Source organism: Microcystis sp. MC19, from assembly GCF_003019735.1.
Lineage (GTDB): Bacteria > Cyanobacteriota > Cyanobacteriia > Cyanobacteriales > Microcystaceae > Microcystis.
In genome coordinates this window covers 4,867,510-4,891,639 of sequence record NZ_CP020664.1, presented here as the reverse complement: position 1 = coordinate 4,891,639, position 24,130 = coordinate 4,867,510, and the positions used below count along the sequence as shown (strand labels likewise).

The 24,130-nt window shown below is 42.4% G+C and carries 24 protein-coding genes; 14 read left to right on the top strand and 10 right to left on the bottom strand.

All coding sequences use genetic code 11. The features are described from left to right. Nucleotides 1–227 precede the first annotated feature (227 nt). Both B5D77_RS26105 and B5D77_RS27565 read left to right on the top strand, forming a co-directional pair. On the top strand, nt 228–572 hold the full coding sequence (locus B5D77_RS26105; protein WP_159036998.1) for a hypothetical protein: 345 nt from the start codon (nt 228–230) through the stop codon (nt 570–572). Between the two features lie 61 nt (nt 573–633). Next, a complete protein-coding gene (locus B5D77_RS27565) occupies nt 634–1,356 on the top strand; it encodes a PEP-CTERM sorting domain-containing protein (protein WP_254053019.1) in 723 nt (240 codons plus the stop codon). Nucleotides 1,357–2,169: 813 nt separating this feature from the next. Here the strand turns inward: B5D77_RS27565 and B5D77_RS24920 are convergent. Next, a complete protein-coding gene (locus B5D77_RS24920; protein WP_008200079.1) occupies nt 2,170–4,185 on the bottom strand; it encodes a ribonuclease catalytic domain-containing protein in 2,016 nt (671 codons plus the stop codon). Between the two features lie 86 nt (nt 4,186–4,271). Then, nucleotides 4,272–6,311, bottom strand: coding sequence for a biosynthetic arginine decarboxylase (speA, locus tag B5D77_RS24915; protein ID WP_106909878.1), 2,040 nt, complete (start codon nt 6,309–6,311; stop codon nt 4,272–4,274). A 325-nt stretch (nt 6,312–6,636) separates the two neighbouring features. Between speA and B5D77_RS24910 the strand changes: the two genes are divergently transcribed. Together B5D77_RS24910 and recR are read left to right on the top strand one after the other, a co-directional pair. After that, a complete protein-coding gene (locus B5D77_RS24910; protein ID WP_008200075.1) occupies nt 6,637–7,170 on the top strand; it encodes a DUF4330 domain-containing protein in 534 nt (177 codons plus the stop codon). Nucleotides 7,171–7,319: 149 nt separating this feature from the next. After that, complete coding sequence (recR, locus tag B5D77_RS24905; RefSeq protein WP_043999193.1) at nt 7,320–7,910, top strand: recombination mediator RecR; 591 nt, start codon at nt 7,320–7,322, stop codon at nt 7,908–7,910. A gap of 377 nt (nt 7,911–8,287) precedes the next feature. On the opposite strand, the gene ctpB is transcribed toward recR, so the two are convergent. The 4 genes from ctpB to B5D77_RS24885 form a co-directional block, all read right to left on the bottom strand. Further along, nucleotides 8,288–9,613: a carboxyl-terminal processing protease CtpB gene (gene ctpB / locus B5D77_RS24900; protein WP_039899822.1), complete on the bottom strand. Its 1,326-nt coding sequence runs from the start codon at nt 9,611–9,613 to the stop codon at nt 8,288–8,290. A 142-nt stretch (nt 9,614–9,755) separates the two neighbouring features. Then, on the bottom strand, nt 9,756–10,175 hold the full coding sequence (locus B5D77_RS24895) for an NUDIX hydrolase (protein ID WP_106909876.1): 420 nt from the start codon (nt 10,173–10,175) through the stop codon (nt 9,756–9,758). Between the two features lie 31 nt (nt 10,176–10,206). Continuing rightward, nucleotides 10,207–10,566, bottom strand: coding sequence for a four helix bundle protein (locus B5D77_RS24890; RefSeq protein WP_008200066.1), 360 nt, complete (start codon nt 10,564–10,566; stop codon nt 10,207–10,209). Nucleotides 10,567–10,592: 26 nt separating this feature from the next. Then, entirely contained in the window at nt 10,593–11,303 is a 711-nt protein-coding gene (locus B5D77_RS24885) for an OB-fold nucleic acid binding domain protein (protein WP_106909875.1), read from the bottom strand. Nucleotides 11,304–11,392: 89 nt separating this feature from the next. Between B5D77_RS24885 and folD the strand changes: the two genes are divergently transcribed. Next, a complete protein-coding gene (gene folD, locus B5D77_RS24880; protein ID WP_106910066.1) occupies nt 11,393–12,250 on the top strand; it encodes a bifunctional methylenetetrahydrofolate dehydrogenase/methenyltetrahydrofolate cyclohydrolase FolD in 858 nt (285 codons plus the stop codon). Between the two features lie 267 nt (nt 12,251–12,517). Continuing rightward, on the top strand, nt 12,518–13,528 hold the full coding sequence (locus B5D77_RS24875) for a hypothetical protein (protein WP_106909874.1): 1,011 nt from the start codon (nt 12,518–12,520) through the stop codon (nt 13,526–13,528). A 165-nt stretch (nt 13,529–13,693) separates the two neighbouring features. Here B5D77_RS24875 and B5D77_RS24870 read toward each other — a convergent pair whose 3' ends face one another. Further along, nucleotides 13,694–14,263, bottom strand: a complete 570-nt coding sequence (locus B5D77_RS24870) for a Uma2 family endonuclease (protein ID WP_106909873.1) — start codon at nt 14,261–14,263, stop codon at nt 13,694–13,696. A 5-nt stretch (nt 14,264–14,268) separates the two neighbouring features. Next, nucleotides 14,269–14,832, bottom strand: coding sequence for a Uma2 family endonuclease (locus B5D77_RS24865; RefSeq protein WP_106909872.1), 564 nt, complete (start codon nt 14,830–14,832; stop codon nt 14,269–14,271). Between the two features lie 280 nt (nt 14,833–15,112). Between B5D77_RS24865 and B5D77_RS24860 the strand changes: the two genes are divergently transcribed. From B5D77_RS24860 to B5D77_RS24845, 4 genes are all read left to right on the top strand, one after another. Next, nucleotides 15,113–15,709 carry a hypothetical protein gene (locus tag B5D77_RS24860; RefSeq protein ID WP_039899817.1) on the top strand — a complete coding sequence of 199 codons (597 nt, stop codon included), beginning with the start codon at nt 15,113–15,115 and terminating at the stop codon, nt 15,707–15,709. Between the two features lie 71 nt (nt 15,710–15,780). Next, nucleotides 15,781–16,032 (top strand): BolA family protein, encoded by a 252-nt coding sequence (locus B5D77_RS24855; protein WP_002755721.1) that lies wholly within the window; start codon nt 15,781–15,783, stop codon nt 16,030–16,032. A gap of 332 nt (nt 16,033–16,364) precedes the next feature. Beyond that, complete coding sequence (locus B5D77_RS24850) at nt 16,365–17,660, top strand: P-loop NTPase fold protein (protein WP_106909871.1); 1,296 nt, start codon at nt 16,365–16,367, stop codon at nt 17,658–17,660. A 10-nt stretch (nt 17,661–17,670) separates the two neighbouring features. Beyond that, entirely contained in the window at nt 17,671–19,134 is a 1,464-nt protein-coding gene (locus tag B5D77_RS24845) for a tetratricopeptide repeat protein (protein WP_106909870.1), read from the top strand. A 116-nt stretch (nt 19,135–19,250) separates the two neighbouring features. On the opposite strand, the gene B5D77_RS24840 is transcribed toward B5D77_RS24845, so the two are convergent. Then, nucleotides 19,251–19,850, bottom strand: coding sequence for a sulfite oxidase-like oxidoreductase (locus tag B5D77_RS24840; RefSeq protein WP_008200046.1), 600 nt, complete (start codon nt 19,848–19,850; stop codon nt 19,251–19,253). Nucleotides 19,851–19,938: 88 nt separating this feature from the next. Further along, nucleotides 19,939–20,121, bottom strand: coding sequence for a 50S ribosomal protein L32 (rpmF, locus tag B5D77_RS24835; protein ID WP_002742494.1), 183 nt, complete (start codon nt 20,119–20,121; stop codon nt 19,939–19,941). Between the two features lie 384 nt (nt 20,122–20,505). Between rpmF and B5D77_RS24830 the strand changes: the two genes are divergently transcribed. The 4 genes from B5D77_RS24830 (at nt 20,506) to B5D77_RS24810 (ending at nt 23,881) form a co-directional block, all read left to right on the top strand. Continuing rightward, the gene (locus tag B5D77_RS24830; protein ID WP_106909869.1) at nt 20,506–22,479 is read left to right on the top strand and encodes a M48 family metalloprotease; all 1,974 of its coding nucleotides are present in this window, start codon (nt 20,506–20,508) and stop codon (nt 22,477–22,479) included. Between the two features lie 103 nt (nt 22,480–22,582). Beyond that, on the top strand, nt 22,583–22,948 hold the full coding sequence (locus tag B5D77_RS24825) for a DUF4164 family protein (protein WP_106909868.1): 366 nt from the start codon (nt 22,583–22,585) through the stop codon (nt 22,946–22,948). Between the two features lie 84 nt (nt 22,949–23,032). Beyond that, nucleotides 23,033–23,395 carry a shikimate dehydrogenase gene (locus B5D77_RS24820; protein ID WP_106910065.1) on the top strand — a complete coding sequence of 121 codons (363 nt, stop codon included), beginning with the start codon at nt 23,033–23,035 and terminating at the stop codon, nt 23,393–23,395. A gap of 207 nt (nt 23,396–23,602) precedes the next feature. Next, nucleotides 23,603–23,881 (top strand): DUF4164 domain-containing protein, encoded by a 279-nt coding sequence (locus tag B5D77_RS24810; protein ID WP_106909867.1) that lies wholly within the window; start codon nt 23,603–23,605, stop codon nt 23,879–23,881. The last annotated feature ends 249 nt before the right edge of the window (nt 23,882–24,130 follow it).

The window sequence follows — 24,130 nt, the reverse complement described above, 5'->3', positions numbered from 1 at the left end:
CGATAGTTTGCCTGAGAAGAAGTAAAACAGGGGAAACCACCTGAGACTCCCTCTTTGGGGAGTCGTTGTTAGAGAGAGAAATATAAAGACTTATTAAAATTGTAGCTTTTGATACTTTATCGGGGGGGTAGTGTGTATAGTCCTTTTGTCCGTCTTTGTTGTTGGGTTAGGCTGTTGCTTGACCTAGCTGCGAGGGATGCAATCGTACTTAGTTTTATTAGAAAGTGATGTTTGGAAAATCTTTGCAAACCTTCATACTTGGAAGCTTATTAAGTTCTTCCTGCCTGTTATTAACAACCAATCTGGTTGCCGCTACGACTGTCACTTCTAATAATAGAAGTATATTCGGTAGGCAAATAGGACAGCCACCTCTCGAAATTTTCGGCATAGTACCAACAGGTACATTTTATCTTTTCAATGCGCATCCTCCATTACCAGCTATAGATTTAGGATTTAAAAGTTTACAACACAGATATGAAGACGATGCTACGTTTCTCATTGAACTACACGGTACAGATGGCTCAGGTCAAGTTCGTTCAGATTTAAGTAGTCGTGCAAAATTAATTTCCTAGTGAAGATAGGCAAGAGGCAAAAAGCAGGAGGCAAGAGGTGGTTAGATATGTGTAATTAATTTTGCTTAGGTACTTAGTACAAGATGCTGGGGGTAATCTTATTTTTACATCTAGTGTGAGAGCAAGTATTTTTCCTGGTCAAGCAGAAAACTTACCTGTTTCTATGACAGTAGCTTTATCTGATCCATTAACCATTGGCCCAGGATTTACCAATTTTTCTACCCTTAGCCTAGATGTATTTTTATCTTCTGGAACAAAGTTTAATGGAATTCCTCGTGTCCCAAGTATTGCAGACAATCCAAAAATCAGTTTAAGTGCAAGAGTAGCATCGGGAGAAATATCTGATCCATTTAACTTTTTTAATGACTCTATTGCTGATGCAATAGATCTTTATCAGATAGAGATAGAGCAATCAAATTCAAGTGGACTTATTGAGCCTACTATAAGTCTTGGAACAAGCAATTCATTCTTTTCTTTATCATTTAGCGATTCTAACGGCGTGATTGAACAGCGTATAGTTAATGCCTTCAGTGGGAATGCAGGAAACTATGAAGTGTTAAACAATAAATTTCTTTTTAGTCTTACACTAGAGCCGACTCAAGAAAACTTAGTTTATACGTTTGGAGATAAACTAGAAGCTCTTGCACCAGATGTAGAAACTGTACCTGAACCCTCTACATTCCTCAGCTTATTAACCCTTGGGGCATTGGGTACAGGTGCAATCCTCAAGCGCAAACTAAAACCCTCCCAATCGACAGAAAAGGAAACCACAAAAGTCTCCTAAAAATCATCAATGAAAAACGCACAATCACCCCTTCATTTAGTCACTTGAAGGGGTTTATTTTTACCATCTTTTTTAACCTTAAAAAAATCTCAGTGATCTTAGAAAAGAGCGAGTAACTCGGCTTGATTGATAATTGGAATCCCTTGATAAGTATCGATAATTAAAAAATCACCTTTTTTTGCGATCATAACTCGTGGTTAAATTAATCTGATGTTCGCGTTAAGGCTATTTTGAGACTTCCTCAACGAGGGAATCAGGGTTCCAGCCAACGACAGAATAAGAGTTTCAGCTTAACCCGAACTTACGTTAATTAGTCATCCCAATCTGAATTCCCAGAAAATAAAGTTAATCTAAACATTTGCCTGACTTAGAGAATCTTGATTCTGGTTTTTTTGTAAGAGTTGAATGGGTTGATGAGTAACCAGAGAATAGAGAACATCAGGGTCAGAAACGTTGAATCCTGTAATAAAACTTTACATTGACAAGTATGGTTCTTCGTTACTTAGTATAGTTCGATAGGGTGGCATAAATGGACTAAATTCTTATCTAGCAAAAGACTTAATTGATTAGTTCGCTCTAGATCAAAAACAATTAACAAAAATCGCTAAATGCCTTTATATATAAGGATTTCATCTTTGGTAATCCTTTCCGTTGCATAACACAAACCGAAGAACCTTATTTAGGGTTTGCGGCAAAAAGCTTTTCGGTGGTGGCAGGGTGTGGGGTAGTGGAGCATTTGGCTGAAATTTCCCTAAACCCCGTAAATCCCTATCACCCTATCTCTCGACTCCTGAATACTGACTCCCCGAGAGATTAACTTGCTTGGGAGGAGACAAAACCCGATAACTCGCGAAAACGGATCTCATCGCGGTGGGGATCGGCGCGACTAACTTGTACTTGAAAGCGATCGCCTAAAGATACCGAACGCTCAAAACGATGGGGTAATTCTAACCCCAATTCCTCCAATAAAATCAAGCCTAAATTTTCTTCTTCCCGCAGCCAGCGCAACACCAAAGCTTGCCAGACTTGATCTCCCTGTCGTCGCAGAAATTCCAAACTCCAATAACGATTAGTTTGTCGTTCCACGGAGGTGGCCTCTTGGGCCGAACTAGCGACACTATAGAGAATTTCCTGCATTCTATCCCGGGTAAAAGGCAGTTGATCGCCCCGGAGATGGGCTTTTAGTTGAAAATGGGTCAAAAGGTCAGTATAACGGCGAATTGGCGAAGTTACTTGGGAATAGGTATTCAATCCCAGACTAGCATGACGGTTAGGAATCGTCGTCATCTCACTGCGCGGCATACAGCGACGCAAGGCACAGGAACGCACAGGGCCCGCAGGTAGTAAAATTAACTCCTCATCGGGGGGTAATTCCGGTTGTGGTTGTCCGCGGAAAGGCACGGGGATCTCGTGTTCCTGACAGTAGCGACCGGCGATTTCTCCAGCTAAAATCATCATTTCCGCCACTAATTGCCGAGATGGGGAAACTTCCTGCAATTCTACGATAATTTCGTCGTTATCCTTCACCTTAATGGATGATTCTGGCATTTGGATGTTAATCGATCCCTGAGATTTGCGCCAGGCGTGGCGTTGTTTGGCCCAACGGTTGAGAATCCTTACTTCCGGTTCATGCTGCAGATCCAGATGTAACATTTCGTCCACATCTTCGTAGGTGAGGCGATAGGTGGGTTTAATTGTACTAGGATAGATCCGATAATCGGCGATCGCTCCCGTTTCATCGAGGATTACCCCAAAACTCAAGGCAGGACAAAGTTTACCCTGTACCAAACTCATTGGACCTGCGGCCAATTCTAGGGGAAACATCGGAACCATTCCCGTGGGAAGATAGAGACTGGTACTGCGACGACGCGCTTCTAGGTCTAATTCATCATCGGGACACACTAAACGACTAGGATCGGCAATATGAATCCAGAGACGATGACCACCATCTGCAAGAATTTCTACCGATAATCCGTCATCGATTTCCTCGGTACTTTCATCGTCGATGGTATAAATTTTTTGGTGGGTTAAATCGAGACGATTGTTGACATCCGCATCCGCAGGGGGATTGAGTAAATTAAGACGCGCCACATCAAGTACCTTTTTCGAGAATTGAACGGGGTAGGAACTGCGTCGCAGGAAAAGGTTTTCGTGACTACTCCACCATTTCAAATCGACTAACAATTCAAAAGCAGCCTCGGGGGTTTGGGAACGGCCTAGCAGCGAGAGTATGTCCATGGCTGCCGGATATTTTTGTTCGGGTTGGAGGATAAATTTTTCTAGAGATTCCAGACGAATTCGATCGCTTTCTGACCATTCTACCGTTTCACCGGCCAGGGCCTGTTGGAGACGTTGGAGAAATTGGCTTTTTTCCCGTTGACGCTGTTGTTCCACCTCTAGCTGGTGTTTGATTTCCTCTACCTGATTTTCCGAGCGGGCCTCGTAACCATCCCCTTTATTTTTAAAATAAACCTTATCATCACTCAAGAGACAATGGGCTGCATAGCAAAACTGCGGACCACGATCGGAAAAGAGTATCTCGGCCATGGTTTCGGGAGTGACTAACTGATTTTCCCCGGCTAATAATTCCCAGGCCACTTCTAAACCACTAGGATCTAGATAGGGTTGGACTTCTCGCAGAAAATTGCCGATCTCCCTATAGTTGGACGGACCTCCTTTGACAATGTAATCGAAGCGTTGGGGACGCAGTTTATGCGGGTTTCCCCCCTGATCGATGACGATCCAATCTTTTTTACCTTCTGGGCGATCGATCACCCCTAAGCGCCTTTCTCCTTGCACTCGAAATTCTACCAGCGTTCCCTTTTCCACTGTTTTCCTTTACTGCCTATTTATTTTGTCTATTTTGTCTATTTTCTATCATCCTCGATCGATTACTCGATCGGCAAGAGCAATCATCAATCCCCACCCACTAGATAGGTATAACGCCGCAAACTGCGTTCATAATCCTGTAGTAGTAATTGGGATTCTTCCACAGTCATGCGATTTTCCTGCAAAGCTTGTTCACAACGAAGACGAATTCTTTCTAACAGATCTTCCGCAGAATACTGCACATAACTTAATACTTCCGTGATCGTATCTCCTTTGACTAGATACTCGATATCGTACCCCTTGGGACTCATCTGAATATGTACCACGTTAGTATCGCCAAAAAGATTATGTAAATTGCCCATAATCTCTTGATAAGCACCCACCAGAAACATTCCTAGATAATAGGGTTCTGGAGAATGTTTACCGTTTTTGTACTCCAAAGGATGCAATTCTAAAACTGATTTTACGTCCCCGCGCAAATCGATAAACTGGGCAATTTTCCCGTCACTATCACAGGTTAAATCTGCGAGAATGCCTCTTTGGGTAGGCTCTCGATCGAGACGATGGATCGGCATAATTGGAAATAGTTGATCGATCGCCCAACTATCGGGAACTGACTGAAAAACCGAGAGATTGGCATAATAAATTGAGGCCATAATTTGCTCTAAGTCTTCCAAGTCATCGGGAACATAATCCTGTTGTCGGGCCACTTGCAGAATTTTGTGACAACAAGCCCAGTACAATTGTTCGGCTCTAGCTCGTTCCTTGAGACTGAGATAACCGAAATTAAACAGACTAATCGCCTCCTCTTTGAACTGTCCCGCATCGTGATAAGCTTCCTGATAATTGCGCTCATCGATACCCGTGTAGGTTTCCCAGAGATTACGGAGGATGAGGTGTTCTTTCCCATTGCAGGGATCGGGAGGGTTTTGGGGAACCTCACTACTTCCCAAGATATCAAAGACTAACACCGATTGATGAGAAGCGATCGCCCGGCCACTTTCACTGATGAGAATTGGGGGTGAAATCTGGGCATCTTCACAAGCTTCTTTGACCTCAGCCACGATATCATTAGCATAATTCTGCATATTGTAGTTTTTTGAGGCGTAGAAGTTAGTTTTTGAGCCATCGTAATCGACCCCTAAACCACCCCCCACATCAAGATAGGTCATATTTGCCCCTAATTTCGCTAATTCCACATAAATCTGACTAGCTTCGCGAATGGCATCCTTAATAACGCTGATAGCGGAGATTTGCGACCCGATATGATAGTGCAGCAGTTGCAGACAATCTAACATCCCCGCTTGTTCTAATTCCGTCACCACCGTTAGGATTTCCGGGACGGTTAAACCGAATTTGGCCCGGTCTCCCGTGGAACATCCCCAACGGCCCACCCCTTTTGTCCCCAGTTTCGCACGCACTCCCAAATGAGGGGCAATTCCTAACTGACGACTGACGCGCAGGGTTAAATATAATTCCTCCAATTGTTCGATGACAATCAAAGGCCGATGACCGAGACGAGTGGTCAATAGGGCAGTTTCCAGGTATTCTTTGTCCTTATAGCCGTTACAAATTAGCAATGGTTGTGTTTTGTCATTTTTGCCGTTTAAGGCAGGTTCTAGGGTCGCTAAAGCAATCATTAGCTCAGGTTTTGAACCAGCCTCCAACCCAAATTGATAGGGTTTGCCAAAACGCACTAAAGACTCGACGATGTGACGGTGTTGATTGCACTTGATCGGATAGACACCGCGATAGACATTGGGATAATTATAACGGGCGATCGCTCGGCTAAAACAGGCATTCAGGCGCTCGATCCGATCCTCAAGGATGTCACTAAACCGAATTAACAGGGGTAAACCGATATTGCGCCGCTTAATCGCCGAAACTAACTCGTATAAGTCCAAAGAACCGCCCCTTTCTCCCTGGGGCGAGACGGTAATATTTCCTGCGGCATTGATCGAGAAATAGGGTTCTCCCCAGCCTTGGATGCGATAGAGATTTTCGCTATCTTCGATCGACCAATGTTTAACGGGGGCAACTTTTTCGAGGTTGTTACCGTCAGAAGGGGTCAGATCCACTGGAGATAATTGCTTTTCTTGTTTCTTAAGTTGAGTTTTACCCGCCATTGTCTATCGATCGCTCCGTGTGAGACTCCGATCTTCTATCTTAAGTCAGACTTCCTGTCTGCGACCAAGATTCCGATCGTGATAGAATCTATTAGCCGTTAGGAGGCAGGATTCAGGAGACAGGATTCAGGAGTCAGGAGACAGGAGATAGGAGATTATTTGTATTTTCTCCCCACTTCCCACTTCCCACTTCCCACTTCCCACTTCCCACTTCCCACTTCCCACTTCCCACTTCCCACTTCATAATTCATAATTCCTTCTCCCCATCACCCCTATCCCCCAACTCCCCATTCCCTTCTCCCCAAAATTTTATAGTGAACCGCTTATGAATTTATTAGACTCAAAAGGACGTTTATTCGGTAAATTTAGCTTGCTTGATATCGGAGCGGCCTTAGTAATTTTATTGACAATTATCGGTATTTTTGTTGTGCCGGGGACGAGTGGTAAAAGTACGATCGCTCAAGTGACCAAAGAACCCATAGAAGTGGATGTTATTGTCCGGGGTTTAAGTGTTCTTAATCCCAACGCTTTGATTAATCAATTCAATACCGAGAAGAAAACTAATATTGTTATTCGTAATCAACCAGCCGGTCAAGTGGATATAAAAAATGTTAAACCTTTATCGAGAAATGTCTTAGTTCCGCAGCCGGATGGTAGTGTGAAAGTCCTACCCGATCCCCGCACGGAAAACTATTCTCAAGATATGATCATGACTCTCAGTGGTCAAGCGGAAGTTACCGATACCGGTGCGGTTGTTGGCGGTCAAAAGGTGAAAATTGGCACTTTAATCGAGTTAGAAGGAGATAATTATAATTTCAACACCAGTGTTATCGATGTCCGTTTACCAAAAAGGTCTTAATCAGTGACCAGTGAGCAGTAAACAGTGAAAAGACAGCAGGAAACTTCCATGTAACACTGCTCACTTGAAAACTCAAATCTGATAACTGATAACTTACCCACTGATAACTGATAACTGATAACTGATAACTGATAAGAGGATTAACTGCTATTTATACACCGCCTTTAGCTCGTTTGATCGAGCAGTTACAAAAATTACCCGGAGTCGGACCCAAAAGCGCTCAACGTCTGGCCCTGTATATTCTCAAACGACCGGAACAAGATGCGATCGAATTGGCCCAGGCGATCGTAGCAGCGAAAAAACAAGTAGGATTATGTCAGGTTTGTTTTCACCTTTCGGCCGAACCGATTTGTGAAATTTGCCGCAATCCTAACCGGGAAACGGGGACTATCTGTGTGGTAGCTGACTCCAGAGATGTGATTGCTTTGGAGAAAACTAGGGAATATTCGGGCAAATATCACGTTTTGGGCGGTGTTATCTCACCTATGGATGGCATTGGACCGGATCAATTAAATATACAGTCTTTAGTCACCAGAGTCAGCCAGAAAAAAATTCAGGAAGTTATCTTAGCTATCAGTCCCAGTGTCGAGGGAGAAACCACGACTTTGTATATTGGGGGTTTACTGAAACCCTTCACTAAAGTTACCCGTATCGCTTTCGGGTTGCCCATGGGCGGCGATCTGGAATACGCTGATGAAGTAACCTTAGCGAGAGCTTTAGAAGGTCGTCGGGAATTGTAAAATCTCGCCAAGGTTGGGATTAAGTAGGGTTTGCTGAATAAATGTGAAATGTAGGCAAGGTAAGGGTTTTGTGGCTTTTCTCGTGAAACAGGTGCAAGATTTTGAAAGAATCGTGCTTCAACACCTTGCGTCTTCATCGGCCCGTGTCCTGTAGGGGCGAAGCATTCGGGCAATAACCTATCGGTGAAACGTAGATTTCCTATCCGAATGCTTCGCCCGTACTTTTTGCCGCAAACCCTAAGTAGGGAGGCACAATTATTTGTAGGATGGGTTAGCGGTAGTGTAAACTATGCGGGCGTTGGGTTTCATGCTTCAACCCAACCTACGTTCATCTTATATTTAATTCCACCCACCTACTTAGACATTATTGAGGACAATTATTCAGCCCGACTACTCAAAGGGTTATTGAGATTGCCGGTGCCTGGACGTTTAACATTATGGGATTGTAGGACTGAGATCGCCTGTTGGTACTGGGGATCATCCTTAGTTCCCAGCAAAGAAGGATCATCGCGGAAGCGCAGCTGTTGTTCCCGGGTTAACTCAATCTGCACATCGGGTTTAATGCCTTTTTTATAGATATTTTCGCCGTTGGGGGGATAATAACGGGCAATTGTCACCGCTAAACCGGAACCGTCGGAGAGGGTGTGTACCGATTGAACGGTACTTTTGCCATAGGTCGATGTACCCACTAAAGTCGCCCGGCCATTTTCTTTTAGGGCCCCGGCGAGGATTTCGCTGGCGCTGGCGGAACCTTTATTAACCAAAACTACGAGGGGTAAATCGGTAATAGCGGTGTTATTGGCACTAAATTGACGATCTCCGCCCCGTCGATCGATGGTGCTAACGATTTTGCCCTGTTTCATCCACATGCGAGCGATATCGACACTAGCAAATAGTAAACCCCCGGGGTTGCCCCGCAGATCGAGAACATAGCCGGATATCTGTTGTTGACTTAATTCCTCGATCGCCTCTTTCATTTGTTCGGCTGCGTGGGAACTAAATTCATCTAGTTTAATATAACCAACTTTCACCCCACCTTCCTGTTTCAGGGTATAGCTAACCGAGGGGATTTCGATATCTACCCGGGTCAAAGTCACTTCAAACACGCCTCGATCGGGACGGGCAAGCTGTAAACTAACGCTAGTACCCACTTCTCCCTGTAGTGCCTCCATTGCCTGTTCTAGGGTCATTAAAGCGGTGGGTTTGCCATTAATTCTGATCAGGCGATCGCCGCTTTTTACTCCTGCTTCCTTGGCGGGGGATTTTTTCACCGTATCGACAACGATCAGATCGCTAGTGCGCTGATCGAGGGACAAACGTATGCCAATTCCCGATAATTCTCCGGAGGTTTGACTGGTGAGGACAGAAAATTCACTAGGAGTTAAAAAACGGGTATAACTATCACCCAATTCCTTTAAAGCTTCCCGGATTGCCGTGTAAGCTTGTTGGGGATTAGTATAATTTCTGCTTAACAATTCTTGACGTTTTTTTTGCCAATCAATTTGATGAAAACCACGATCTACAAATTCATTATTAACAATTTGCCAAACCTGGTCGATGACTGCTTTCGGGTTATCTTCTAAGGGTTTTTCCCCTTTGGCTGCGGGGGTGAGGACCATCAGGGAACTAACTGCTAGGGTAGCGATCGCACCTCCAGATAGGAGTTTCTGCACGGAAACGAACGAGGGACGCGACTGGTTCATAAAGACAAAGCCAAAATAAGATTGACGTTTCAATAAAGCCATTCAAAAAGCGGGAGCATTTTGCCTTCGAGGGAGGTGAGGAGCAGTGTTAACTACGACTTCCGTATAGATAGGGGAGTTCCTTGTCTGGCTCTAATATCCACTATAATTCTAGTTCTATAAAATCGAGTAATATCTGGCGATGAATTTTTCCTAAAGGACGAGTCTGATTAATCTTCTGGGAATAGTATTCCCCTTGACGGATGGCATCTGGGGGTAATAAAGCTAAATCTTGCCCTTCCGTTTGCACTAATTTTTCTAATTCCACGGTCAGGGGTACATGATAAAGATAACGGGAGAGATTATCATCGTTATAAGAGCGAAAATAGCGTAAACTAGGGGCTTCGTAGTTAATTTCTTCTTTTAACTCTCGTTTTAACCCTATTTCTGGACTTTCACCCGCTTCTAAGTGACCACCAAATAAACCCCACACCCCCGGATAGAGAATCGTCGGGATGTCGTCGCGCAACTGCATTAAAAATCGACCGTCCTGTTCTAAAATCGCCAAAGCAACAAATATCATCAGTTATCAGTTATCAGTTATCAGTTATCAGTTATCGGTTTTTGGTATTTTCTTGGCAGGTTTTTAGAATAGCCCAAAGCATTTTACCAATTTCCTCTGCGTCATCATTGATACTTTGAAAGGCTCTTTCCTCTATGTAATTCGTGTCTTTCAATAGAGACAGCCAATACTTTGTTTCTAGACATTCCTTATAAGCTATTGACATTTTAGCTCGAAAATCAGCTTGAGAAATGGCTCCATTAGCCTCGGCAATGTTAGACCCGATTGAAGTGCCACTCCTTAATAGCTGTTTTGACAAAATATATTCTTGTTTAGTCTCACACAAATATTTATAGCCTTTAACAATCCTAAGGGCAAACTTATAAGCTTTGTCATAAACTTTACTCTCCATCTGTTTGCCCCGCTACTGATTACTGATTACTGATTACTGTTTTTCTCGCTTTGTTTATGGGGCAAAAAGAAAGCATCAAGGGGATCTTGGACGGGTTTAACCACTGCGGGGGGTTTGGGGGTAATCGCTTCTGCGACGGGTTGCGCGGGTGGATTGGGTTTAACGGGGGTAACGACGGGAGTTTCTGGGGGTTTCGTTTCAGCTGCGCTGGGAATTGTCACCTGTCGGGGATTTTCGAGGGGTTTAGTTGAAACTGGGGGAGAATTGTTTTCTGGGGGTTTAACTTCTGAGGTGGGGGAAGGTTTAATTTCCGGGGACGGGGAAGGAGTGGGAACCGAATTAACCGCTACTGCATCCATCTGTTCTAATTCCAGCACATACACTTCGTTAATAGTTTGGGAACCCTGGGGAATAGCCTCAAAGTCAATTTTGCCCTTAATGACGATTTCTTCGCCTTGACGGGGTAATTTATTGCTATTGGTGCGAATCCAAATCTTGCCGGAACCATCCCGCAAAAGATAGGCCCCTCCCGCTAAAAAAGGGGCATAATTGCTCACAGTTCCCCTAAGATAAACTAAAGCGCCTTTTGGTTTTTCCTGTAGTTGCTCGATCGCTGTTAGGGGAGGATCACCGATGTAGGGAACGGCAATACCGAGGTCAGCAAGGGTACTACAACCGAATAACCCTAGCAATAATAATAAACTGCCGATGCGCCCTACACGAGTCTGAATAGACATTCTTGCTTTAACCTTAACGAGTGCGATTAGCCAATCTTTTTGACCATAGAATGGATCCGAAAGATTTTTGTTCTCGGTATTATCATAGAATGTCCGTAACTACTTGCCAAATTCTCGACGGGAAAGCCTTAGCTCAAAAAATCCAACTTGGTCTAGGAGAGCGCATCCAGACGCTAAAATCTCCAATGGGAAGACCTCCGGGGTTAGCGGTGTTGATGGTGGGGGATAATCCCGCTAGTGCCGTTTATGTCCGCAATAAGGAGAAAGCTTGTACTAAAATCGGCATGGCCTCTTTTGGTCGTCATTTTCCCACCGATACAAGTGAACTAGAAATTTTAGCGGAAATTGTCCGTCTCAATCAAGATGAGCGGGTGGACGGGATTTTAATTCAATTACCTTTACCTAAGCATTTAGATGCGGTTTCCCTTCTCTACCAAATTGACCCGAAAAAAGATGCTGATGGCTTACATCCTCTCAATTTAGGCGGTTTAGTGCGGGGTGAGGACTGTATCCGCAGTTGTACTCCTGCGGGGGTCATGGCACTGCTGAAAGAATATAATATTCCCATAGCTGGTAAGCACGCGGTGGTACTGGGTCGCAGTATTCTAGTGGGGAAACCTTTAGCTTTAATGTTATTGGAGGAAAACGCTACGGTAACTATTGCTCACTCGCGCACAGAAAATCTGGCAGAAATAACCAGAAGTGCCGATATTTTAGTACCTGCGGTCGGTAAAGCCAATTTAATCACTAAAGATCTGGTAAAACCTGGTGCGGTGGTGGTGGATGTGGGGATTAATCGTGTCGCTGACCGTTTGGTGGGAGATGTGGACTATGCTGGGGTTTTAGAAGTGGCTAGTTATCTTACTCCTGTCCCCGGGGGTGTCGGTCCGATGACGGTGGCAATGTTATTAAAAAATACCTTGTTAAGTTACGAACGCAAGTTATAAATCCTCAGCTACCAGCTATCAGCTATTCAGTGATTCGGCTCTCTTGGGTTCGGTAGGTAAAATCTATTCTAAAATACAGTCTTGCTGGCGAGTGCGTGGAACGAACCACAAAGACACAAAGGACACAAAGATTGATCGCTTCTATATAAGTTAAACTAATCACACAAAGAATAAGAGGTCCGTAATTCTACCGATGCAATCCTTGATTTTTTTTTAACTATCTTGGTAGAATTTTACAAAACTGAATAAACTAGGAGCTTTTCGGTCATGATCTTTATTATCCCGATTATTCTTGGTGCGGCGGCCTTAGTTACTGCTGGTGTGGGAGTTAGTGCGGGTGCTGATGGTGTATCCAAGCTACAAAAGGCGCAAAAAATTGGCAAAAGTGCCGAACAAAGATACAAAAAAGCCAACAAATCCCTAGAAAAAAAGTTTCAAGCTACCCAAAAATTCGCGGAAGAATACGGTCAACTGCAAATTAATGTCAAAATCAACACCATCGGCAGATTTATTAAGTTTATTAGCAGAATTGATCAAAGAATAGGTCAAAGACTTGGTCAAAATTCCTCCCCATCCCATCAACGCTTCTTAGAAGGGTTTGAGGGATTTTCTGCCGAACAATTCAAGGAATATAAAGCAGAAGTGTTAGACGCGCAAAGTTTGGCTGTGGGGGGTTTAAAAGCAGTGAGAGTCGCTTCGGCAGCCAGTCAGACAACCCTAGGATTAATTGGTCTTTTCGGTACTGCTAGTACAGGAACAGCAATTAGTGGACTTAGTGGGGTAGCCGCTTGGAATGCTACCTTAGCATGGTTAGGAGGTGGTTCTTTAGCTGCCGGTGGTGGTGGTATGGCTTTGGGAACAGTGGTTTTAGGAGGTATTACCGTCGGACCTGCTTTAATGATTGGTGGTTTTGTCTTAGGAGGAGAAGGGAAAAAAGCCCTAACTAAAGCTATCGAATACGCCAAGGAAGTGGATAATAAAATAGCTCAGTTAGATAAAAGTAAGAGTTTTTTAGGACAAGTTCAGCGCAGAATTAAGGAGTTACAATACCTCGTTAATAGTCTGAATAGTAGAGCTATTCAGAGTTTAAATGAACTGGAGTCACGAGCTACTTTTAATCCCCATCTAGAGGAAGATGCAGCCAAGTTTCGGGAGGTACTGCTTTTAATTAAAGCTTCATCGGAAATCATGAAACTACCCATCCTAGACGAAAAGGGAAAATTAACCAAAGCAACGGAAAATCTCGGAGAAAAGTACCGCCATCTCTTAGAAAGCTAATAGTAGGATGCCTGCCAAGTAGCTGGTTATAATATAATTAAATTAAAAATGGATTTTAGGTTCGATCCCCCCTGCCCCCCTTGATAAGGGTGGTGTCTGATAATTTTTAACGCCTACCTACTCAGAAATAAAGAAAATAGTATAAGAAACGCTCTAGAATTTAATTTAACAAATATTACCGAGTATTTCAATTAAAGTTAACTCTATTTCTGAAAAGAATTCAATAAAAATACTTTCACCTCGATAATATTTCTGCATAGCTTGATAACTACCCTGCGGCGGATGACGATAAACTTCTAAACATTCTTCCTTGAGATTGATAATCCAAACTTCTTGAATATTTGCTTCCGCATAAAGAGGGATTTTAGTATAGCGATCATAATCGAGGGTAGAATCAGAAACTTCAATAATTAAATAGATATCTTGGGGACCAGGATAAGCAGCAACATAAAAATCCGATCGAGGTATTAGTAAACTTAAATCTGGTTCTGGTTGAGAGTTATTATTTAATCTAATCGGATTTTGCACTCCTAAGAGAATAAGATCGCCAAATTTTCGATAAAATAACTGTGTTAATCTAGCTATACAGGCAGCATGACGAGTTCCCATCGGTGACATTTTGATAATTTCTCCTCGAATTAATTCCACCTTTTCATCAGGTTTGATTATTCCCTGGGTTGCCATTTTTTCGTATTCTTCCACCGTAAACTTACGGGTAATCAGTGATACAGACATTTTAACTACACTCCTAAGATTTCTGCGATAGTGAATTCTATATCGGGAAAAGATGTTATAAAAACCCTCTCATTTATAGAGTATTTCTGAATAGCTTGATAACTACCATGCAGCGGATGGCGATAAACTTCTAAACATTCTTCCTTGAGATTGATAATCCAAACTTCTTGAATATTTGCTTCCGCATAAAGAGGGATTTTAGTATAGCGATCATAATCGAGGGTAGAATCAGAAACTTCAATAATTAAATAGATATCTTGGGGACCAGGATAAGCAGCAACATAAAAATCCGATCGAGGTATTAGTAAACTTAAATCTGGTTCTGGTTGAGAGTTATTATTTAATCTAATCGGATTTTGCACTCCTAAGAGAATAAGATCGCCAAATTTTCGATAAAATAACTGTGTTAATCTATCTATACTAGAAGCATGACGAGTTCCCATCGGTGACATTTTGATAATTTCTCCTCGAATTAATTCCACTTTTTCATCAGGTTTGATTATTCCCTGGGTTGCCATTTTTTCGTATTCTTCCACCGTAAACTTACGGGTAATCAGTGATACAGACATTTTAAATAAACTCCTACTTTTTCTTTATTCTATCTGGGCAGCTTGCCAAGGGGTGAATTATCGGTATTTAAACAATTAATCGGGGGGATAAATTAACTTTTTGGGGACTTGTACTGATTTTTCGGGAAAAATCAGCGCTTGCCATGGCGACAAAACCGCTAGAGCTAACGTCTAGAAAGCTGGGGTCGGATCGAAACTGCCCCAAAAAAGCTACTATAGGCCAGTTGCCGATGTTAAAAAAATAGCCGTTCCCATCTGGAACATTAAGTCGAGAAATTTTATGGTTAAGCGAAAACAGCCTTATAGTTTAATTTATCTGCTCACTCTGGTAATCGGTTTAGTGATTGCGATCGCACCTGACGGACAAGCACAAACCCCCGACTCTAACAATCCCGCCAGTGATCCTAACGAATTAAAACCATTAAATCAAGCTGATAGTCTGTTGAGTCTTCAGGGGGGACAACGTTTAGTGGAAGAAGCGAACGCCGCTATTAATGCCGCTAAATACAGTGTCGCTGTGGAGAAACTCAATCAAGCGCGTCGGATTTTTAACCAACTATCTAACTATCATCTGCAATTAGCTAATAGTTTCTCAGGAATTGACCCGAAAGTATTCGATTCTCAGCGTCAAAGTGCTTTAAACACGGGACAAATGCGGGATGAAGCCACCTATAAGCTTGCTTTGGTCCATAGAGCGCAAAATCAGCCAGAATTGGCGGTTCCTTTGTTAATTCAGGTGATTCAATCCCAAAACCCCACCAGTGAATTAGGACAAAAAAGCTATCAACAACTCTACGAGATGGGATTTGTCAGCACACCCATCTCCGCACCGACTCCCACCTCCGCAACTCCTAACAACTCCCCCCCACAGCAGTAAATTTTGTCCCCATTGACGAGCTTTCGGTAACAATGGGATCAGAGTATTTTTAATTGTTTTGAGGAGTTAAGATGGTTGACTTTCGCCAAGTAGAAGCGATGATTCAAGAACAAATCCCCGATGCACAGGTGATGGTTCGGGATTTAACGGGAGGTGGCGATCATTTGGAAGCGGTGGTTATTTCTGGCGAATTTGCTGGCAAAACCCGCGTTAAACAGCATCAAATGGTTTATGGCGCTTTACAATCGGCACTGGCTACCGAAGCCATCCATGCTTTGGCATTAAAAACCTACACTCCCGACAGTTGGGCAGCAGAAAAATAACAGTTATCAGTTATCAGTTATCAGTTATCAGTTAGTTTTTTGGCTCTCTTAGGTTTGGTGGGCAAAATGTATTCTAAAATACATTCTTCCTAGCGAGCGAGTGGAAGGAACCACAAAGACACAAAGGACACAAAGATTGATCGATCCTCTGTAAGTTAAACTTATCACACAGAACCTATAAGAGCCAACTACCCAATTCATAATTCATAATTCATAATTCATAATTCATAATTCATAATTCATAATTCATAATTCATAATTCATAATTCATAATTTCCACACCCCACACCCTACCCCCACGAAAAACTTTTTGCCGCAAACCCTAAGTACTTATGGTTAGTCCTTTACTGGAACCCTTTCGAGAAGCCTATCGCAATTTGGAACTTTTACCCCTGCGATCGGATAAAGAATTACAGCGTTTTGCTGTTAAATACGGCACAGAAATTATCGACGAATTAGAACAATTGGTCGAAGATAGTCCTTCGGAAGACGGAAAAATTATTCTAGCAGGACATCGGGGTTGTGGTAAGTCAACCCTACTCTATGAATTTAAAAGAAAGTTAGATGATCGCTATTTTGTTGTTTTCTTCTCGATCTCAGACATGATCGAAATGTCAGACGTAAATCATGTTAATATTTTATTCTCGATCGCCGTTCAGATGATGTCAGAAGCGGAAGCCCAAAATTTAACTATTAAAGATTCTATTAAAAAAAGCTTTTATCAATGGTTTGCTGAACAAATTCGCACCGAAACTAATCAAGCAGATGCCACTCTCGAAACAGGTTTTAACTTTTCTTCTTTACTAGCTCACATTAAAGGAATTCTCAAGATTAATTCGACTATTCGCCAGGAAATCAAACAAAAATATGAGCGGAGAATTACCGATCTAGTTGCCCAAATTAACATTATAGCTAGTGCGATCGAGTCCCAAAGTCAGAAAAAAATCTTAGTAATTGTTGATGACATTGATAAAATTGACTTAGCACAGGTAAGGGATATTTTTCAATCCCATATTAAAGCGATTATGTTGCCCGGTTTTCGGATTATTATGACTATTCCGATCGCCGCTTTAAGAGAAGTAGCTTTAAAGGCAACTCTCCAAACAGAAACTAATGATCAGATTGTACAAATGCCTGTATATAAACTCTTTAAACAGGGAGACATTAATTCACCTAATGCTATACCCGATCCCCAAATTATTGCCACTTTAACCGAGATTATCACTAAGCGCATCGATTCCGCTTTAATCGATCCTGACACCCTCGAAAAAATTTGTCTTTATAGTGGGGGAGTGTTACGAGAATTAATTCGCATTACTAATGATTGCTGTCGGGTTTGTTTGCGATCGGTTCGTCGTTATCCTGATGATAATACCCTAAAAATTAATCAAGCTGTTTTAGAACAATCAATCACAGAACTTAGTCTCGATTTTGCTGAAAGTATCGGTACAGCAGATGAGGAAATTATTAAAACTGTTTATGAAAAGTCAAAACCGAAGGATCTCAAGGATCAAAATTTTCTAGATCTGCTGCATGGTTTATATATTTTGGAATACCGCAATGGCGATCTCTGGTATAATGTGCATCCGATTGTGGTTGAGTTAATGAAAAAAAGAGGAACAATTTGAATGGCATATTATGAATAATGAAACATCTTCAATTATTGACCAAAATGAAAGAGAATACGAAGGTTTAATCGTCTCTCTAGAGGCAAATCAAGAGAGATTAAATATATTGATTTGTGTGTGTGATCAGGAAAAATTGCGAGAAGAAATCATCGATCGCTATAGCCAAGAATTAGAACCAGTAATCCCTTGTTATCGGATTGATTTAGATCAAAAAGAACCGAGTTTAAGAGCAGCAATTGCTAGTTTAGTCTCCAGAAAACCAGAGTTATTACAAAGCAAAAACGCCGTGATCACAACCACAGGAGTGGAAAAATTACACTCGATCTCGCGTAGCGAGCGCGTTGCGACCGAATGGCAACAGGAAAAATCGGAACTAGATAAATTTTTTGGTTATCTGCAATGGACAAGGGAAGGATTGCGAGAATTTCCCTATTCCATCGTTCTTTGGGTAACAAGCACAGTGGAAGTAAATTTACGCAAAAAGTCCCCCGATTTTTGGAGTTGGAGAAAAGGAGTTTTTCGCTTTATTTCTCCTCCAAGTAACTTTTTACCTTGTCAGGAATTTTTACCAATTTTACAATCTTTTGACGAAATTACTATAGATAAAGATATTCCTTCAATCTCTAAAGAAGACTTGTTAGAACTAATCGAGCAAATCGAGGTAAATAAAGGCAAAAAAGAGCCAAGACTAGCGAGTTTATATGCCAGTTTAGCTAAGATTTATAACCTTCGTTTATTAAATCTGCCATTGTCAGATTATCGTCAGGAACAACAGCTTGCGATCGAGTATTATCAAAAAGCGATCGATTTACAAAAAGAGTTAAATCTAGAACTTGATTTAGTTGCGAGTCTCGACTCATTAGCAGGTATTTACTATTTCCTAGGAGAATACCAAAAAGCGATCGAGTTTTATCAACAGTCCTTAGCAATCTTTCAGAAAATCGGAGATCGCTGGGGAGAAGCAGATTCTTACAATAATTTAGGCAATGCTTACCGTTTCCGAGGAGAATACCAAAAAGCGATCGAGTTTCATCAACAGTCCTTAGCAATCAAACGGGAAATTGATGATATAAGGGGAGTAGCGTATTGTTACAATAATTTGGGCAATATTTACAATTCCCTAGGAGAATACCAAAAAGCGATCGAGTTTCATCAACAGTCTTTAGCGATCAAACGGGAAATCTCTGATATAACAGGAGAAGCTTATTCCTATCTAGGTTTGGGGAATGTTTACGATTCCCTAGGAGAATACCAAAAAGCGATCAAGTTTTATCAAAAGTCCCTAGAAATCTTTCAGGAAATAGGGTATATCATAGGAGAACCAAAGACTCTGTTTAATCTGGGACTTACCTACTATAAACTCGATCGTATATCGGAAGCGAAAGAAGCATATCTTCAGTCGCGGGAATTATTTCAAGCATTGGGGTTAGCAGGATATGTTCAAAAGTGCGATCAGGCAATTCGGCAATTATAATTAACCAGTTGCGATCGAGTAAAAATTTGTTGCTTCCCCCTTGACTTTTGCTTGTTTTAATGCTAGTAATTACCAGACTTGATTGCTAATCTCACCCGATTTTAAGCCAAAACTGGTTAAAAACCGCCATAACGTTCCTCTAACCAGGGATCACCTCGTCGATGGTAGCCATTACGTTCCCAGAAACCCGATTGCTCTCGATCGAGAAATTCTAGACCATTAATCCATTTAGAACTTTTCCACGCGTAGAGATGGGGAACAACTAAACGCAGCGGACCACCGTGGTCGGGGGGTAAAGGTTGACCAAACAGTTGAAAAGCGAAAAAATTATCCTCGTGCAGGAATTCCTCTAGGGTGAGGTTGGTGGTATAACCCCCGTAACAGTGTTGCATGACGTGGGTAGCTTCCGGCAGCAGGTCAATTAAGGTCATCAAATCCGATACCTTAACTCCCGTCCAAGTCACATCTAATTTTGACCAACGGGTGACACAGTGAAAATCCTTGGTAAATTCCGACTGCGGTAGGGTCATAAAATCCGACCAGTTAAAAATTTTAGTCGTGGCCACCTTTCCCCAAACCTTAAATAACCATTCCTCGGTCTTGATTTGGGGAGTATCCCCGTAGGTAAGCACAGGAAAACCACTAGCGAGATATTGGCCCGGGGGAACTCGGTCTTGATCGGGAGATTCTGGTTTTTTAAAGAATTTGCCTAACATTAGTTGAGACTCACAACGAAAACCCTAAACAAATCTTAAAATATTAGGGAGCGAAAAGGTTTTCTCAACCTCACTCCCCACTATCAAGTTATTCCTCGTCTTCCCCTTCTTCTTCCTCTTTAGTGGGATAGACAAAGCTGTTAGAACGACCAGAAAGGACAGATTTACCCAAAGATAAGGCTTTTTGCGCTTCCCGAGCCGCTTGCTTTCTCCAGTGCGCTCTCCGTTGGTCGCGCTTGGCATTTGAGGTTTTCTTCTTGGGACAAGCCATAGTATTTTAACGATAGTTATAGACTCACAACCTTTCTATTCTACTCCCTATTTCCCTAATCGGCTCGCCAACTTGTCCGATTCCCTCCCTCACTACTGCCCAAAATATTGATAAAACTTAATATTTATCATTGGCTTACCTATTTATGTTTAAAATCCTATATAGCTATGTAGTCAAGTAATTTCCATCATGGTCACTACCGTCGAACCCAGAGTTTTAAGTTCACTGATTACTGTTTACTGTTTACTGTTTACTGTTTACTGCTCACTGAAAAATCCCCCACACCCCACACCCCACACCCTACACCCCCACTTCCCCAACTCCTTTAATCTTTCCTACAATTCTGGGTATCTCTAAAGATAGATAAACAGCTAAGGTATATCTATGTCACTGGAAGAAGGATTAAAATGTCTGCAGCTAAAGGATTACGCAAGAGCGGTGGAATTACTGGAAGAATATTGTCAACAATCGGCTAATTTTTATTCTCCCTTATATATTCAGGCTAAAATGGCTCTTGCTCGGGCCTATCGCGGCAATAATCAACGGCAACAAGCGATCGCATTAGCCTTGGAATTAGAAAATCATCTTGATCAGGAAGTTAGTCAGTGGGCCAAAGGATTACTGACAATCTTTAGTGCTGAACAAAAAACCCCCGGTATTGCCATTAATGGGGTCAAATCTCGATCGCTGCCCAAGGCAGGACGAGCAGCACAGGTAAGCGTGCGGTTATGCCGGGTTATCCCCGCCAATAGACTTATTTTTGCTAAACTATTGACAATCACGGCTTTTTATGCTATGGTGTCGAGTCTTTTTTTTGCAATTATCCGTTTGCTCCCCATCCCTGGGGAGACGGGTGTAATTATTGCCTTGCTCTTGACGAGTTTCTTAGGCGGACTCATCCTTTTTATCGCCCCGAATCTAATTGATTGGACACAAGAACGTCTGTATCGAGTGCGTTGGGTGTCCTTAGCGGAAATTAAACGGGATAGCCCAGAATCGGCGGCAGTAATCGGGCGTATATGCCGAGAAAAAGGGTTAGAACCGCCAAAACTAGGCATTATCGAAGATGGACAGCCCCTCGCTTTTACCTATGGCTCTCGACGGGGTAATGCTCGCTTAGTAGTTGGCAGAGGTTTATTTACCTATCTCGACGATGAGGAACTAGCGACGGTATATGCTCATGAATTAGGGCATATTTGGCAGGGAGACTTTGCCCTGATGACTATCTGTGCTAGTTTCGACCATTTAAGCTGTTATATCGACTCTTTTGCTCAAAATCAAGGTAATAGTTTTAAAGACACAGTTTTTCTAGGCCTTCTCTCATCAATTATCACTATTTTTAGGCAAATTCTTGTTTTTTGCAGTCTTTATCTGTCTCGTACTAGGGAATACTTCGCCGATCATTTTGCTGCCCAAGTTACCGGTAATCCCAATGCTTTGGCCCGCGCTTTAGTAAAAATTGCCTTTGGTTTAGTCCAAGAAACTGCCCAGTCCAGTCCCCTGTCATTAAGTATAAATGTATTAAATATTGCCCAGGAGCAGGATGGGATCATTGCCGGTAACGTTTATGGTATCGCATTGGAGTCTCGCCGGATCGGACAGAGTTTTCTCTGGGATATATATAATCCTTGGGCAAAATGGTTAGAGTGGCAATCTAATCATCCCCTGACTGGTAAAAGGATTGGCGCTTTAGCTAACTATGCCCGACAGATGGATCTAGATATAGAATTTAGTCTGGAGGAAATATTACGCCAAGAAATAGAATTAGATCGCAAGAAACTCCATCAAAACTTTTTGCTGCGACTATGTTTATATTATGCCTGGGGACTAGGCTTTATTATTGGGGTTGTCATCGCTGGTTTTCTTGGTCTGAAATTTAGCTCTTGGGCTGCATTGGGGCTAATTTTAGTCGCTGGGGGTTTGGGTATAATTATCAATCGATTAGCCAGTTATCCTCCTCTCAAAAATGCTAGTTTCAGCGATATTTTTTCTTTAACCGATAATCCTTACAGTCATCCCCTCCCATCTATCCCCGTCCGACTCCACGGTGAGTTAATTGCTCAGGGAAAGAATTTTTTTCTGAAAGATAGCACCGGCATAATTCCCCTCGCTCCTAACTATCGTTTCGGTTTTTGGCATAAAATCAGGACTACTAACCCCCCCATGGCAGCAATAAATAATACATCAGTACAGATTCTCGGTTGGTTTCGTCGCGATTTATCTCCTCGTCTCGAATGGAGTCAAATAACTCACTCTGGCGGAAATATTCGGGTTTATCCCCCTTTTTGGTCTTTGGTTAGCGGTTTTGTCCTATTAGTCTCCGGTTTAATTATCGCAGTCACATTATCCCTTTTCTAGCGTTAGGTAGTTGCTGGGATAATAGCCAATCTTTGAGCGCCAATCCCTAAAATTCTCCAGTCTCACACCCCGAAAACTATTGATAACTTTAGGAGTCTAGCAAATGTCTAACGAAACTGTAACTTATTCCCTAGAATCGGTCCTAACTAGGATTGAGAGTAAAATCGACTCCCTTGAAAAACGGATGGATGAGAGATTTGACAAGGTAGAGGACCGGCTAACCAAAGTAGAAATCGGACAGGCCGAACTCAAGGCCGAGTTAAAAGGCGATATTAAAGTATTAGACGAGAAAATCGAGGGGTTAAAGGGAGAGTTAAAAGGAGATATTAAAGTATTAGACGAGAAAATCGAGGGATTAACGGCACGGGTTGGTTATCAGGAGTTCACCAACCGGGGGATTCTGATAGCTTTGGTGGTTGCTGTCTTGGGAGGTGCTGCTAAACTTTTTGGTTTTTTCCCCAATCCCTAGAAGTGGCTCCTAGGCAAGGCTACGAGCTTTATGATCATAATAAATGACCGCTCAAAAACCCAAACTGTATAGATGTATAGCAAAATGTCTAACGAAACTGTAACTTATTCCCTAGAATCGGTCCTTAAGGAAATTAAAGACAGCATCAAGGAAGTCAATCAGAAAATGGACACCTTGCAAAAAGATGTCAATCAGAAAATGGACACCTTGCAAAGAGATGTAAATGATTTAAAGGTAGGACAAGCTAAACTAACTGAGAAAGTCGAAGGGATGGATAAAAGACTAGAAAAAGTAGAAAATGAGCAATACACTCTAGTTAAGGCTATTTCTGACCTACAGGGTTTTCGAGGTCTGATTGTCCCTATCCTTATCGGTGCCATGAGTGCCGCTATCGGTGCAATTATCACCGTTGCTATCAGAATTGGCTCTCCCAGGTTTGGTGGGTAAAATGTATTCTAGGATACAGTCCTGCTGGCGAGTGAGTGGAACGAACCACAAAGACACAAAGGACACAAAGATTGATCGATCATATTGTAAGTTAAACTGATCACACAGAACCTAGAAGAGCCTCAGAATTCTTTTCCTCGGTAACAATCCCTAAAATTCTCTAGTCTCACACCCCGAAAACTATTGATAACTTTAGGAGTCTAGCAAATGTCCAACGAAACCGTCAGCTATTCCCTAGAAGCTGTCCTAACCAGGATTGAAAGTAAAATCGACAAAATCGATGAACGTCTCACAAAATTAGAAATCGGACAGGCCGAACTCAAGGCCGAGTTAAAAGGCGATATTAAAGTATTAGACGAGAAAATCGAGGGATTAACGGCACGGGTTGGTTATCAGGAGTTCACCAACCGGGGGATTCTGATAGCTTTGGTGGTTGCTGTCTTGGGAGGTGCTGCTAAACTTTTCGGTTTTTTCCCCAATCCCTAGAAGTTACCCCCGATACTTAAACCTAACCTGAAATGGGAACTTAGGGTTTTGGGAACTTAGGGTTTTGGGGATTTTGGGGTTTTTAGTAGCCATTTATCGGCATTATTAGTCATGTTGACGATCAGTCCTAAAACCTTACAATACCTCTTGTCAAACCTAAATTCAGGAAAATCCCCATCACCCCACTTCCCCATTCCCCCATTCCCCCACCACCCCATCACCCCATTCCCCCATTCCCCCACCACCCCA

Coding starts and splice junctions, on each gene's coding strand:
- speA (WP_106909878.1), bottom strand. CDS start 6,311: ATGGCGGGTAAAACTCAACTTAAGAAACAAGAAAAGCAATTATCTCCA.
- B5D77_RS24885 (WP_106909875.1), bottom strand. CDS start 11,303: ATGTCTATTCAGACTCGTGTAGGGCGCATCGGCAGTTTATTATTATTG.
- B5D77_RS24820 (WP_106910065.1), top strand. CDS start 23,033: ATGTCTAACGAAACTGTAACTTATTCCCTAGAATCGGTCCTTAAGGAA.
- B5D77_RS24810 (WP_106909867.1), top strand. CDS start 23,603: ATGTCCAACGAAACCGTCAGCTATTCCCTAGAAGCTGTCCTAACCAGG.
- B5D77_RS24845 (WP_106909870.1), top strand. CDS start 17,671: ATGAATAATGAAACATCTTCAATTATTGACCAAAATGAAAGAGAATAC.
- folD (WP_106910066.1), top strand. CDS start 11,393: ATGTCCGTAACTACTTGCCAAATTCTCGACGGGAAAGCCTTAGCTCAA.
- B5D77_RS24875 (WP_106909874.1), top strand. CDS start 12,518: ATGATCTTTATTATCCCGATTATTCTTGGTGCGGCGGCCTTAGTTACT.
- B5D77_RS24865 (WP_106909872.1), bottom strand. CDS start 14,832: ATGTCTGTATCACTGATTACCCGTAAGTTTACGGTGGAAGAATACGAA.
- B5D77_RS24825 (WP_106909868.1), top strand. CDS start 22,583: ATGTCTAACGAAACTGTAACTTATTCCCTAGAATCGGTCCTAACTAGG.
- B5D77_RS24850 (WP_106909871.1), top strand. CDS start 16,365: ATGGTTAGTCCTTTACTGGAACCCTTTCGAGAAGCCTATCGCAATTTG.
- B5D77_RS24890 (WP_008200066.1), bottom strand. CDS start 10,566: ATGGAGAGTAAAGTTTATGACAAAGCTTATAAGTTTGCCCTTAGGATT.
- B5D77_RS26105 (WP_159036998.1), top strand. CDS start 228: ATGTTTGGAAAATCTTTGCAAACCTTCATACTTGGAAGCTTATTAAGT.
- B5D77_RS24840 (WP_008200046.1), bottom strand. CDS start 19,850: ATGTTAGGCAAATTCTTTAAAAAACCAGAATCTCCCGATCAAGACCGA.
- ctpB (WP_039899822.1), bottom strand. CDS start 9,613: ATGAACCAGTCGCGTCCCTCGTTCGTTTCCGTGCAGAAACTCCTATCT.
- B5D77_RS24855 (WP_002755721.1), top strand. CDS start 15,781: ATGGTTGACTTTCGCCAAGTAGAAGCGATGATTCAAGAACAAATCCCC.
- B5D77_RS24895 (WP_106909876.1), bottom strand. CDS start 10,175: ATGATATTTGTTGCTTTGGCGATTTTAGAACAGGACGGTCGATTTTTA.
- B5D77_RS24870 (WP_106909873.1), bottom strand. CDS start 14,263: ATGTCTGTATCACTGATTACCCGTAAGTTTACGGTGGAAGAATACGAA.
- B5D77_RS24860 (WP_039899817.1), top strand. CDS start 15,113: ATGGTTAAGCGAAAACAGCCTTATAGTTTAATTTATCTGCTCACTCTG.
- rpmF (WP_002742494.1), bottom strand. CDS start 20,121: ATGGCTTGTCCCAAGAAGAAAACCTCAAATGCCAAGCGCGACCAACGG.
- B5D77_RS24910 (WP_008200075.1), top strand. CDS start 6,637: ATGAATTTATTAGACTCAAAAGGACGTTTATTCGGTAAATTTAGCTTG.
- B5D77_RS24830 (WP_106909869.1), top strand. CDS start 20,506: ATGTCACTGGAAGAAGGATTAAAATGTCTGCAGCTAAAGGATTACGCA.